We start from the raw sequence: 13,626 nt of genomic DNA on the forward strand, positions 1-13,626 counted from the left end.
TTCTTAGCCAATAATCATGTATAAATTTATGAAAAAGGGAGGGAATGGAATGTACCAAAGCAATTCAAATCATACAGATAACAGACTTTCCAAAGCATTGCCTCTCTCCCTATTCGATGTGAAAAATGAATTGAAACAAAAAAGCAAGCTCGTTCATTCTGGCACGATGTATAAATTAACGAAAGAAGAGCAACTCATCATCAACAACATAAAAATACAAACAGAACAGCTAAATAAAAATAATGTGACAAGAACACGCGCATACTACCAATTTTACATTCAATATCCAGAAATACATTGGGCACTACTTGGGCATATGGTATCACGTAACGGCGGTTGGAATATGACTGATTTAAAGGGCGATTTATATACGAAAATTTTATCAGAGAAAGAGCAAATCACATTTTTTTCTTTTTTAGAAAGAGGGAATTGGCTTATTTTCCAAGATGTATATCCTCAATTTCTGCTTTATGAACAAAGTGTAAAAAGAGCACAAAGGCTATTTCACCTTCTCCCTCACCTAAATGTTTCTACATTTATGGAAACGATGTGGAACGATTTTTGGAAAACAGGTAACAAAAAAACATTAGCCATTGCAACTATTATTAATGAACAAAACTACTTAGAAAAAAGAGTGATTCAAAATATACAATTTAAAAAGACTGTACTTAATAGTATTGGATTTAAACTCTTTGATTTCTTTCAGTTTAATCATATCCTTTTCCCATTCTACGAAAATGATAAGAAACACAAAGTATTACTATTTGGTGATACAATGAAACATTTTACTTCCTTACACGAACGAATCTTAATTGGAAAAAGGTTGTATTCATTATTATTTCGAGACACACATGTTTTATCTCAAATAATAAGCTGGGCCCAGCACCATCCGCATACAGGATCAAGGAAAGATTACTGGCCTCATTTATTCTCAAGTGTAAATGAATCTTTTTCCCGTGAGTTTTATAAACGTCGAATAAAGAAATGCCAGTTGCGTACTGGCGCTTATCGTATATACAGTCCTGCACTCATCTATGCATGGCGAGATATGAAGCACGAAGAAGTTGACAGTGAAGATTGGTTTACGGACTGGCAAGTTGTAAATTACTTAGTAGATAAGGAGGAAAATATAAATGGACAAATTACAGAAGACTACTGTAAAACACTCGAAAAAATTGAGTTGGCAATTCTTGCAAAGAAAAACGTCCTCCTTCGAGAAGAAGAATGATTTTCTAGCATTAGCAGTTACAATCTTACTCTCTTCTATTATCGGCACTTGCTTAGATGCTTTCTTTGTTGCAAAACAAATCTATTCCTTTCCCGTTAGACCATTCTCATCCATATTTTCAGTTAACATTGGCTTTACCTTGTTTGTACTACCGATTTTAACAACGCTTTTCATACAAATTTCAAAAACATTATCTGCAGTTTCTAGAATTTTATTTATTGTTTCAATAGGTATTTTTGCCAGCATTTTTGAACAAGTTGCTGAAAGATTAGGGTTGTTTGTACATAGTGCGAATTGGCGTCATAGTTACTCTTTGTTTGGATATATGTTATTTTTATTTTTCATATGGAAGTTCTATCAGTCAATTATTAATAAAAAAGGGTACTAAAAGGCTAACAATCCTTTTAGTACCCTTTTTTTCACATACACATTATTATGCATATGACTCTGCTAACTCCATAATTTTATTACTAATAGTTTGTTCATTAATCTTTAAACATGTGGAAGCATGATTCATTAATACTTCATGACTCCCAACACATATACTTTCCTTAGCATGTATAAACATTGATAAATCGTTTGAATCATTACCAAATACTACAAATTCTCCCTCTTTTATACCTAATCGTTTTAAACCTTCCCATTTATCAATATGTGGCGGACTTATATCAATAATCCCCTCTTTTGCGTGCTCATATATTCTTATAGGAAGTTCTTCCAACGCATTTATGATTAATTCTTTTTTTATATTATCAGGAAATAAAACCACCTTTACTACTTCATCAATTTCATCAATATTCATATTAATAGCCAATTGATTAGGGTCTATGTTTTTGTAGATAGGGTGATTCTCGCTTCCTGTATAAGCATAATTCCACTGACTATCTATCAAATATGAAAGACTATACTTTTCTATAATTGAACGCATAGCACTTACTGCTTCAATGTCAAAACGTATAACTTCAACAATTTCTCCATCCTTTGCGACAAAGGCACCATTCCCACCAATCATTGAATAATGATGCATATGAGTTGGTAGAACAGGTAATAAATCTCTAATCGGTCTAGCAGATGCAAATATAATCTCATGTCCTTTACTATAACAAACGTCTAGCGCTTGAATGATCTGTCTAGTTACTGCGTTCCCTTTAAAACAAATAGTACCATCGATATCAAAAATAAATTTCATATACATCACTCCTTTCTTTTTAATGTAAATGAATTATTTTATAATAGACAGGACAGATGTCCCAAAAGGAGAAACATTATGCAAAAGATTGCAGATAATACTTTATTACTAAATTACCTAAACAATGAATACATAAAAAAACTGTTCCAACAATTCAATCATCCATTTGAGATTCACAGATATGCAGCAAAAGAAACTGTATTACAAGAAGGCGAGGCTATTGACGGCCTATACATTCAAATGTCAGGTCGTACAAAAATAACTTCAAGTGTAATTACAGGTAAAGCATTATTACTACGATTTTGTTCTGCAGTTTCTATCATGGGAGATATTGAATTAATTCAATCAGTAGACATACAATCTCATGTAACCTCCGAACAGCAGACTGATTTTCTTTTTATTGATAAAAATTATGTAACAAGTTACTTATTACATGATGTAGTCTTTCTTCAAGAACTAATTCATCACGTCACTTATAAACTACAAACCTGCACAACGGCTTCACGTATCAATTTACTAGCTTCTGTGGAGACACGCTTTGCTAGTTATTTATGTACAGCTCGAAACCCATCTAATTTATTTGGACGAGAAATCCATACAAAAGATCATCATGAAATTGCCTCATTAATCGGGACAACTACCCGTCATCTTAATCGAGTTATCGAAAAATTAATAGCTAACAATATAATTCATAAAAATAATAAACAGATTGTTGTTGACGATTGGAAAGCTATTGAAGAACTTTCAAACGGGCTAAGATACGAATAAACAGTTAAATAATTATATACATCCTACCTATAATAAAGAGACCGTTGTAAAAACGGTCTCTCCTTAAGCATACTCTTCAGTTACTACTAATGGTGCCAGAGTTTGAAGACTTTTTGAACGTAAACGATAGGCAACGATTTTCTTCTTATATTGCTTGATTACATCAACATGTTCCTCATGGCTATACAGAGAAAATCTAATCTCTTTATTCCCTTTCTTCGTATTAATAACGATTGGTGTTCCTTCCCCGTGCGGTGGGAAATAATGTTTATCTAAAAATAAAGCCTCATTAAATTCATGAATAACTTGTAGTTTCATTTCTCCCTCTATATTTTTTCCATCTATCGATATAGAGGTATTCTCTTCTTCAAGTTTTTGATGCAATTCAAATCTACTAATAATTGATTCTACAACAGAAGTTGGCATACTAGAAACTAGTACTTTAAGAGCGCCAAAAATAAATAATGTAACTATAAACCATGTTGTCATTTTCATCATCTCCATTACATTTTAAAATATAAATTTCGTTCCATAAGGTATAAATATACTAATGAGTATTCCGGTTACAATCATCGTCACTGAACCGATCGTCGCCTCTTTCTCGCCTTCCTTCACGAGACGGCTCACACCAATAATATGTGATGCGCAGCCCATCCCCACTCCTTTTCCAATCGTACTTGTTATACGGAAAAACTTAAGTACTGTTGGTCCGATAATAGCACCTGTTATTCCTGCAACAACTACAAAACTAGAAGTCATAGATGGAATACCACCAATTTGATCCGCTAATGAAATGGCGATAGGCATCGTCGCTAATTGCGGCAGTGTTGTTAATATGAGTTCCTTATCTATATTTAACATTCCGCCTATCACTACATTCATACTCGTTAAAGCCACTATACCTACCGCTACGCCGATAAGTATCGACAAAAAGTTTTTCATAAGTATATTTCGCTCTTTAAATAAAGGTATCGCTAACGCTACAATTGCAGGACTCAATAAGCCGGAAAGAATGTCTCCCCCATTTGCTCTATACTCATGATGAGAAATACCCAAAATCAGAAATAAGCAAATCATACTTGCTGTAACTGTTAACACCGGTAACGTAAATGGAAACGGAATTTTTTTATATAACTTTGTCGCCAATACATACATTACTACAGTAATAATAATTAAGACCATTTGCATCTTGCACCTTGTCGATTTTATTTTTTTGATGCTACTAATAATTGACTTATATACCCTGAAACAATCAATGTTACTATTGTGCTTGCAACTACTAAAAGGAATATAACACTCCCCTTACTGAAAAGAAAAGACCCATATTCCATCAGCCCTGTTGTCGAAGGAATTAGAAATAACGGTAAAAATATGATTAACTTTTCCGCACCTTCCTCAAACCACTTTAATGGTAAAATACGAGTAGCAAGGAGTAAAAACAGCATTAACATCCCTATTAAACTTCCTGGCATTGATAAATGGAATACTTTCTGAATCCACGTACCAACTAAGCTAAATACATATAGCACGCCTACTTGAAGTAAAAGCGTCACGTACTTCATTTCTTTCCCTCATTTCAATATGCATCACTATTATGAAATCTCGTTTAAGGTTTCCGCAAACCTCGTGATTCCCAGTTGAATTTGTTCGACATCTACTCTCCCAAAAGTAAAACGAATATATTCACTTTTAGTACCTAAAACACTTCCTGGGACAAACGCTACACCATTTCGTATAGATTCACCTAGTAAATGATATTCATCAAACGTTCCTTGCACTTTGCACCATAAATGTATTCCACCCTCTGGAACAAAAAATTCAACCTGGTCCCCTAATATTTCTTCAAGCTTTCTAATTAACACATCTCTTCTGTCTTTCAATTGCTCACGAAGCATTGTAATATGTGCATGAAAATCTTCTGATTCTAAAAATTGATTTGCCACCCACTGCGTAAATACACTATGGCCAAAATCAACTTGCTGCTTCGCATCTGCTAAACGTTCTATTACACGCGTAGGGCCAATTACCCAGCCAATACGTAATCCTGATGCAACAATTTTTGATAATGAACTTATATAAAGAACATTCCCGTTTTGATCCATTGATTTTAATGTTGGATTCACTTCTCCATTAAATGAAGTTAAACTATACGGATCATCTTCTACAATCGGTATTCCAAATTCAGAAGACAGTTCTAAAATCTTTTTACGTCTCGCCAATGAAAGCACAGTTCCAGTTGGATTTTGATAATCTGGATTCAAAAATACCATACGAATACGATGCTTTTTATGCAAATCAATTAAATCATCTGGATTCATTCCATGCTGATCAACAGGTAAATGGAATATTTTTAAGCCAGCGGATTTAAACATCGGCAATGAGAAACAATACGAAGGGTCCTCAATTGCAATCGCATCGCCAGGTTTTAATAAGCATTGAACGATAAGATTAAGTGCCTGTTGTGCGCCAGATGTAATAAGGATAGAATTCGAATCCGCTTCAATTTGTTTATATTGCTGAACATGTGCTGCAATTGTTTTTCTCAACATTTCATTTCCAAGTGGATGGTCATAACCGAGGTTTTCCATAAATGTTTTCTCCGACAAAATCGTTCGGAATCTATCACTCGGAATCAATTCTGGTGACAATTCACCACTCGCTAAATTAATTAAGTCGTCTTTTTGTGTTTCCGTTCTAATTTGTTGAACGAGTGGTACATTAGGTAAGAAAGATCCATCCTCAACGTACCTACCCCAGTTCGGTATTCGTTTATGTGAAACACCCCATATGTCTGTATTTACCCGTGTCCCGCTTCCTTTTTGACGTTCTACTACTCCAAGTGATTTTAATTCTTCATATGCAGCTACTATCGTACTTCGGTTCACCTGTAATTCTTTCGCTAACGTTCGCTCAGAAGGTAACTTGCTGTCAGAAGGAAACTCACCTGAAGAAATACCCCTTTCAATATAATCCGCTATTTGTTTATATACAGGCGTCTTATCTGCACGATTTGGTTTCCATTCCACCTTGTTGCCCCTCTCAAAACGAAATATACTTGATTTCCTAATAACAGTATTGACTGTAATAACAGTATTAATTAAGTGCATGATTTAAAAACATTTTTACAGTCATATTAAAGCTAGTCGGCTGTTCTAAATAAGGTAAGTGCCCACTACTTTTCAACTCAATGAAAGTTGTATTTTTCAAATGTCGTTCAAACTCTCTTACATATTTCTCAGGGACAAAATCATCATTTTCCCCTCTTATAATTAAAGTAGGACATGAAATATTTGATAGAAACGGTCTTTGATCATAGTCCACTAATTCAGCAAATAACCTTTGAATATGCACCGAATTAATAGACTGTAAAGATTGATAAAATCCCCTGACAATTACTTCATTATCTGCTACTCCCATCGCCTTCAATAATGTATCCGCCCATGTTTTTCCGTTATCGTGCAAGCTAAGTAAATCATATACTTCAATTCGTTCTTTTCGATCTTCAGGCTCCAAATAGGGAAATGCATTTACAACAATTAAGCTAGAAGCAAAGCCTGGATATTGAATAGCAAAATCGATACCGACTCTAGCTCCTTTTGAAAGACCACACATAACTACTTTTTGTAGCTTTAAATAACTGCATAACTCATACAAAACATTTGCATATTCTTTAAAAGGAATTTCCAGCCCTTCAGATTTCCCATGCCCCGGTAAATCAAGAGAAATCACCGTCCAATTCTCTTTGAAATATTGCCTTTGATATAGCCAATTGTTTACGTTCCCACCAAGACCGTGTAATAACAATATAACAGGGCCCGACCCTTCTATATTGTAAGAAATTTTCCGATTCTTATATTTAAAATACATATTCATCACCTTCAGCTATAACGTCACTTACTCTTATCTTTGAATGAATATATCCAAAATGGTTCCTTTTCTAACCACTCTACTGTTTCCGGGACACCTTCTTCATACTCTCTTTTTAGTTCCGTTACTTTCGTCGCAAATTGTGATGCATGTGCTTGCAATGCCTCTAACTTTTTGGGAACATATTCTTTCACTTCATTTTTAAAATGTGGAGGACCTATTTCCACTTCATGATTCTTCGAAAAAGCTACCGCATAAAATGTTGGCCTTTTATATTCCGGAATATTAGCCAACGCCTCGGCCACCGCTTCTCCTGTTGCATCGTGATCTGGGTGTACTGCATATCCTGGATAAAAAGAAATGACCAATGAAGGATTCACTTCTTCTACACATTTTTGTATTACACGTCTTAACTCTCCGGGAGTTTCAAATTCAAGGGTTTTATCACGATATCCCATCATACGTACATCTTTAATCCCTAAAATATTTGTAGCCCTCTTTAGTTCCTTCTCTCTTATAACATTTAATGATTCACGTGTTGCAAAAGGAGGATTTCCCATCGTTCTCCCCATTTCACCTAACGTTAAGCAAACATAAGTAAGAGGAACATTTCGCTGCGCATAAGCTAAAATTGTACCTGCCACGCAATATGACTCATCATCTGGATGCGGAAAAACAATTAAAACGTGGCGTTCATTTTTTATCAAAATCATACTCCTCCATCATATACAATATTAACTTTTTTCTTTCAAAACTATTAAATCACTACCGCATACCACGTTACCCCAACAAGTAGTACGAAAAGAAGAAGAATATAAATAGTTGATAAGTTTTTCACATTTCTCTTTGTAGACTTGCCGTAATTCTCCTCCACATTTCGTGCAACTAACACGGTCCCAAACAGGGATCCAATTACAATAATAACCACTAGTGAAATTGCAAAAATCATTGTATTTTCACCTCTCTAAAGACAATCTATTTTAATAAAGAACTTCCTCTTTAAAACTTTAATAACATACTACCTTTCTTCTCTTATCATAATAGATGTTTACAAAAAACGGACCAACCACTTTTGTGTTTTTTTGCTCATCCACTTTAAAAATAAAAAGCAACTGATCACTTTGGACTCAGTTGCTTTTCACACGATAAATTATTTTCTTTTTTTATTTGAAATTAATTCGATTTAAAAGTTTAGTCTTTTCATAATGAAACATCGATTGAGATAGCTCGAAAGCTGTCCCGTTTACAAGACATACTGTATTTTCAATAAGAAGCGCCGGATCACCTTCCTTTAATTCTAACAGCTGCGCGTTTTCTTTATTTACTTTTTCACAACTAATAACTTTATCGGCAAAGCCAATATTTAATCGTAAATCTTCAATGAAATAACTGTATACAGAACTTAATGCTATTTCTTTATTTAAATATGGAATAATATCCTTTTTGAAATAACTTACTTCAATAGAGAACGGTTTACCATCTACAATTCTTAAACGCTTCAAAAAATATATCCTAGTTCCAGCTTCGCATTGCATCCGCTTTGCTATATCTTCGTCCGCATCTATTACTTCAAGCTCTATCACTTTCGTTTCAATATTTTGCGAAACGAGATTTTTCGTTAATCCACGTAAACTTCCTAAATTAATGTAATCTGTTACAGAAGTTTCGCGTAAAAACATACCACTACCTTGCACTTGAAAAATATAACCTCTATTTACAAGCTGACTAATTACTTTACGTATCGTATTACGGCTTACTTCAAATCGATTCATCAACGCTTCTTCTGTAGGTAGTTTTTTCGTTTCATTAAAAAGCCCATCTCGAATGTTTTGCTCTAACACATCTGCAATTTGTTTATACTTTGCACTCATACACTTTCTCCTAAAATACTCTTTTATCTGTTATAACTCTTCTCCTCTCGTTTCGATCACATGTTTATACCAATGAAACGAAAGTTTTTTCTTACGTTTTAAGTTATCATTATGATCAACAAAAATAAAGCCGTATTGCTTTTTATATCCATTTAACCAACTTAATAAATCAATCACTGACCATGCATAATAACCTTTTAAATTGATTCCCTCTTCAATTGCACGCTTTATTACTTTTAAATGCTCTTCAATAAATTTAATTCTCGGAACATCTACAACTTCTCCTTCAATGATTGGATCTGCATCACCAAGTCCATTTTCCGTTACATACATCTTTATGTCACCGTAACGCTCTTTCAACATATGCAATCCATCTAAGAAACCTTCGGGAGATATTTCCCATCCCCATTTTGTATATGTTTTATCATCCATTTTTACTGTTCGATAAAAACCATCAAAAGAAGCATTACCTGGAGCAAGTGTTGAGTTTTCTCGAGAATGCTCATCGCTCTTTATATCCATATCGTATCTTTCTACTCGTATTGGTTGATAATAATTCAAGCCAATAAAATCATTCTTTTCGGCATTTTGTTTAATGATTTCTAATTCTTCAACCGTCCAATTAGGAGTCCACCCTTTTCCCTTTAATTGTTGAACAACATAAGGTGGATACTCACCTTTTAAAACTGGATCATAATACCAATACGTTTCATATTCATTCGCATGATTTGCTGCTAGTATATTTTCTTTTTCATCATCCACACTATAAGCAGGTAAGAAAACATGTGTAATCCCAATCTCCCCATATTGTTTCAGCTGCTTGTACACCGCAACTGTTTTCGCATGCGCATAAAATACATAATGAGTCGCTTGAAAATACTTTGGAACATCATTTTGTATTCCTGGTGGATGTGCACCTTTTAAGTAGCCTAATCCACAAAACATTACTGTTTCATTAAAAGTAATCCAATGTTTCACTCTATCACCAAATGCCTTAAAGCAAATTTCGGCATACTTTACAAAAGCATCTGCTGTTCGTTTATTCGTCCACCCACCATCCTTTTCTAACGGTAATGGTAGATCCCAATGATATAAAGTGACAAACGGTACAATTCCGTACTTTAAACATTCATCAATTAAATTGTTATAAAATTTAATGCCTTTTTCATTTACCTCTCCATCTCCAGTCGGCAATATTCTCGCCCAAGAAATCGAAAAACGATACGATTCCAATCCCATCTCAGCCATTAAACGAACATCTTCCTTATATCGATGATAATGATCAACCGCTACATCACCATTTGTTCCATTGTATGTTTTTCCAGGAATTTTTGAAAACTCATCCCAATTCGTAACACCTTTTCCATCCTCATTCCATGCACCTTCTACTTGATAAGAAGCTGAAGCAGCTCCGAATAAAAAATCATGTGGAAACTTCATAGTATATACCTCAATTTCATTAGAATAAATTAAATTCATTATTACATATAAAATTTATAGGTACAAATTTAAATGATCATTATATAATATGTTTCTGTTTTTCACTATAATTAAACAAAGCATTCACACCATATACAAAAAAAGAACCTATGAAGGTCCTTTTCAAATTTTGCAACGCAGCACTATATTGAGTATCTTAAAGTTTATACTACAGATAAATGTTAACAAACTTATTCTTCAATAATGAATTGTGAAATTAACATTTCTAAATTTTCGACTTTCTTTTTCATTTCATTAGATTTCGTCGTTATTTCTTGAATCAATGTGGCTTGTGCTTGAATTGATTGTACCGTTCGATTCGTTTCTTGTGCGACTTGTGTTGCAGTTTCAGAAACTATTGATAAAGAGGCATTCACTTCTTCTGTCCCAGCAGACATTTCTTCTGTGGCAGCAGACACTTCTTGAATTTGGGACGTTATTCTATTAATATCTTGCATAATAGATGAAAATGCGAGTTCTGCCTTATATGCTGCTTCTTTACCACCACTAGCCTGTTGTTGACCTTTTTTCATTACATGAACTGTATCCTGTGTATCTTCATGTATAAAACGTAATAAATTATTTATATCATTTACAGACGTTTTAGATTTCTCAGCCAGACCTCTTACTTCAGCTGCAACTACTGCAAATCCTTTTCCATTTTCTCCGGCGCGTGCTGCCTCAATTGCAGCATTTAAGGCCAGTAAATTCGTTTGTTCTGCAATATTAGTAATAATATCTAGCGCTTCTTCAATTTGTTGTGTACGTGTAACAAGTCTATCAATGACCTTAGAAGTTTCTTCGACAACTTCATTCACACTATTCATTTGACGAATAGATTGTTTTATAACTTCACTACCAGAATTTGCTTGGTCTATTGTTGCAACAGCAACTTCAGCAACCATCGCTGAAGATTCAGCTACTGTTTGAACTCCAGTTGCAATTTCTTCCATCGCAGTTGAACTTTCTTGAATACTAGTCACTTGTCCCTCTATTTCTTTATTTATTTCAGAAGTAGTTCGAACAACCTCGTTTGATATATGTGCTGCCGTTTTTGTCTCTTGTAACATATTTTCAGTTGAAATAATCACTTCTTTCGCTGTAACCTTCACCTGACCGACTAATTGTTGCAAGTTATCTAACATACTATTAAAGGATTGTACAATATGGCCTAATTCGTTCTCGGATTTATAAGAAGTTCGAATTGTTAAATCTCCAGCAGATACTCGTTCCATATCTTTTTGTAATAATACAATTGGTTTTTTTATAACATTTTTTATTATAAAACCAATAAAAATAATTATTATGATTCCAACAAATGAAATAATTACAAATGTTATTATTGTATTTTTCACACTATTGATATTCTCTTTTTGTAGTTGTTCAGCCGCGGTATTATTATATAAAATAAGTTCACGAATAGACTGAATTGTTTTTCCCATACTAGGCTCAATTTCTTTTAAATAATAGCTATACGCTTCTTCATTATTAGTCAGTCCCAAGTCCTGTGCTTTCTTCATTTGTATTCTTAAATCTTTGAATTGACTTTGAAATGCATTATACAAGCCCTTTTCTTTATGAGAACTAATTCTAGTTTCAAATTGTTTTAATAACTCATCATTTTCTTTCCTAGTCTTATCCATTTCTGTTATTAGTTCTTTCATTCTTTTTTCATCTTTCGATATCATAATCTCCATAAAATTCATATTAACATGGTAAAAATTTGATTCTACAGTTCCTATCCATTCAATTGGTAATAGCCTTTCGTCATACATACTAGAAGATGTATTTTCACCTTTTTGAAGCCCTAAAAACCCCAGAGAAGATAATATGATACAAGCCAAACTCGATATAATGACTAACACATTTAATTTCGTTCCAATTTTACTATTTTTAATAAAAGACAATAAATCCACCTCATCTGTATATTATACTTATATGTTTTATATTACAATAATAATCGACATTTATCGACAATTTTTCGTGTCGATTTTATAACCGCATTAAATTATTATATTAACTATATAAACCTATTCAAAGAACTTTGATTCTCATAATATTAAATACTAAAAAGTCTTATGGGAATTCCACAAGACTTTTAATAGCATTACATTGTTTCTATGAAATTATGGTGAAACTTAAAGTGACTTATTAGTTCTTATAACTTCTTGATAGAGAATCGGTGACCACTTATCACTAACATAATCTTGGATCACCCAACCAACTCTTTTTGGATTCTCTTGTTTAATATATGCCGCAATTTCGGGATTTATATAAGAGGCATAATAATATGGGCTATTCCATGCTGTACCACCAGAAGACAAGCTTGTAAAATTAACATATAGATGATTTAAATCTTCACTATTGTTCATCGTTTCATTGATCGTATCTTTAATCGATTTTACTTTCACATCATAACTCACTTTATATTTATCTTGTACTGTTACATTTACATTTTGATTTACAGTTGTCGTAAACGTCTCATTATCTGGCCAATAAAAATTATTATATCCTCCAGATTCATTACTACCACTATATCTTTTTAGTAGTACAATTTTCCCTCGAGCATCTCCAAGTTTTATATTTCCTTCTGTTTTTAAAAAGATAGGATCAACAAAATAATTTTTTTCAAACGTATTACTAAATGAACCTTCTGCCCCTTTCATATCCTCATACTCTTTTTTTAAAGACATAATAATTGTTTCACTTGGGTTATCTTTTAAAAATTGTTTCGCTTCGTTTATGAATTCATGCAGTGTTACATAAAGATATAATGGCCCATGATGAAGAACTATCGTATTATCATCTGTTAAACGGCCTCTTATATCAAAAATGCGAGCTCCATGATCCATTTGATAACGAAAATCATACTCTTGCGTCATTCCCCATACTTGCTTTATTGGATTTTGTAATTTGAACGTACCACTATCATGTGTTCCTGGAATTGAAATTCGTGCTAACGGGATGTTATCAGGTATAGGTTGCATCCATTTTGACCAATTTTCAAGTTCAATAACAGAGCTAGCTGCAACGACTTGCTTATCATGTAAAGCAAATACAGATGTGATAAATATCATACTACATATGAATAATTTCAAAATAAACTTCTTATTGCTCATTATTATTCCTCCTTTTTCTGTTTTATATCAAACTTATTGAATATAATATAATCTGGTGAGTAAAAAATAAATAACATTTCATCAATATGAAATATTGCATAGAAG

15 protein-coding genes are annotated in these 13,626 nt (G+C 33.3%); 3 read left to right on the forward strand and 12 right to left on the reverse strand.

Annotated features, from left to right (window positions below; all coding sequences use genetic code 11):
• Positions 1 to 49 precede the first annotated feature (49 nt).
• On the forward strand, positions 50 to 1,228 hold the full coding sequence (locus FS802_RS14190) for a DUF2515 domain-containing protein (RefSeq protein WP_000284921.1): 1,179 nt from the start codon (positions 50 to 52) through the stop codon (positions 1,226 to 1,228).
• A complete protein-coding gene (locus tag FS802_RS14195) occupies positions 1,191 to 1,616 on the forward strand; it encodes a CBO0543 family protein (protein ID WP_141545923.1) in 426 nt (141 codons plus the stop codon). The genes FS802_RS14190 and FS802_RS14195 overlap by 38 nt, the downstream gene beginning before the upstream one ends.
• Positions 1,617 to 1,661: 45 nt before the next feature.
• Here the strand turns inward: FS802_RS14195 and FS802_RS14200 are convergent, their stop codons facing one another.
• On the reverse strand, positions 1,662 to 2,417 hold the full coding sequence (locus tag FS802_RS14200; RefSeq protein ID WP_000668603.1) for an HAD-IIB family hydrolase: 756 nt from the start codon (positions 2,415 to 2,417) through the stop codon (positions 1,662 to 1,664).
• A gap of 78 nt (positions 2,418 to 2,495) precedes the next feature.
• Here FS802_RS14200 and FS802_RS14205 point away from each other — a divergent pair, with 78 nt between their 5' ends.
• Positions 2,496 to 3,185, forward strand: a complete 690-nt coding sequence (locus FS802_RS14205; RefSeq protein WP_001169114.1) for a Crp/Fnr family transcriptional regulator — start codon at positions 2,496 to 2,498, stop codon at positions 3,183 to 3,185.
• 63 nt (positions 3,186 to 3,248) lie between these two features.
• Here the strand turns inward: FS802_RS14205 and FS802_RS14210 are convergent, their stop codons facing one another.
• The 11 genes from FS802_RS14210 to FS802_RS14260 form a co-directional block, all read right to left on the reverse strand.
• Positions 3,249 to 3,674 carry a YfmQ family protein gene (locus FS802_RS14210; protein ID WP_000214625.1) on the reverse strand — a complete coding sequence of 142 codons (426 nt, stop codon included), beginning with the start codon at positions 3,672 to 3,674 and terminating at the stop codon, positions 3,249 to 3,251.
• Between the two features lie 21 nt (positions 3,675 to 3,695).
• Positions 3,696 to 4,367 carry an LrgB family protein gene (locus FS802_RS14215; protein WP_000242959.1) on the reverse strand — a complete coding sequence of 224 codons (672 nt, stop codon included), beginning with the start codon at positions 4,365 to 4,367 and terminating at the stop codon, positions 3,696 to 3,698.
• Between the two features lie 23 nt (positions 4,368 to 4,390).
• On the reverse strand, positions 4,391 to 4,747 hold the full coding sequence (locus FS802_RS14220) for a CidA/LrgA family holin-like protein (protein ID WP_000878494.1): 357 nt from the start codon (positions 4,745 to 4,747) through the stop codon (positions 4,391 to 4,393).
• Positions 4,748 to 4,777: 30 nt separating this feature from the next.
• A complete protein-coding gene (pdxR, locus tag FS802_RS14225) occupies positions 4,778 to 6,211 on the reverse strand; it encodes a MocR-like pyridoxine biosynthesis transcription factor PdxR (protein ID WP_000454981.1) in 1,434 nt (477 codons plus the stop codon).
• A 67-nt stretch (positions 6,212 to 6,278) separates the two neighbouring features.
• On the reverse strand, positions 6,279 to 7,052 hold the full coding sequence (locus tag FS802_RS14230; protein WP_000273707.1) for an alpha/beta fold hydrolase: 774 nt from the start codon (positions 7,050 to 7,052) through the stop codon (positions 6,279 to 6,281).
• 23 nt (positions 7,053 to 7,075) lie between these two features.
• Entirely contained in the window at positions 7,076 to 7,756 is a 681-nt protein-coding gene (gene bshB2, locus FS802_RS14235; protein ID WP_033657741.1) for a bacillithiol biosynthesis deacetylase BshB2, read from the reverse strand.
• 53 nt (positions 7,757 to 7,809) lie between these two features.
• Positions 7,810 to 8,001: a hypothetical protein gene (locus FS802_RS14240; RefSeq protein WP_000575326.1), complete on the reverse strand. Its 192-nt coding sequence runs from the start codon at positions 7,999 to 8,001 to the stop codon at positions 7,810 to 7,812.
• A gap of 214 nt (positions 8,002 to 8,215) precedes the next feature.
• Positions 8,216 to 8,923, reverse strand: a complete 708-nt coding sequence (locus FS802_RS14245; RefSeq protein WP_001274904.1) for a GntR family transcriptional regulator — start codon at positions 8,921 to 8,923, stop codon at positions 8,216 to 8,218.
• A gap of 30 nt (positions 8,924 to 8,953) precedes the next feature.
• Positions 8,954 to 10,363 carry a glycoside hydrolase family 1 protein gene (locus tag FS802_RS14250; protein ID WP_098653401.1) on the reverse strand — a complete coding sequence of 470 codons (1,410 nt, stop codon included), beginning with the start codon at positions 10,361 to 10,363 and terminating at the stop codon, positions 8,954 to 8,956.
• Between the two features lie 230 nt (positions 10,364 to 10,593).
• The gene (locus FS802_RS14255) at positions 10,594 to 12,309 is read right to left on the reverse strand and encodes a methyl-accepting chemotaxis protein (protein WP_098653400.1); all 1,716 of its coding nucleotides are present in this window, start codon (positions 12,307 to 12,309) and stop codon (positions 10,594 to 10,596) included.
• A gap of 231 nt (positions 12,310 to 12,540) precedes the next feature.
• Positions 12,541 to 13,521 carry a phosphatidylinositol-specific phospholipase C gene (locus tag FS802_RS14260; RefSeq protein ID WP_048563317.1) on the reverse strand — a complete coding sequence of 327 codons (981 nt, stop codon included), beginning with the start codon at positions 13,519 to 13,521 and terminating at the stop codon, positions 12,541 to 12,543.
• Positions 13,522 to 13,626 lie beyond the last annotated feature (105 nt).

The organism is Bacillus sp. DE0042, assembly GCF_007680225.1.
Classification (GTDB): Bacteria; Bacillota; Bacilli; order Bacillales; family Bacillaceae_G; genus Bacillus_A; species Bacillus_A wiedmannii.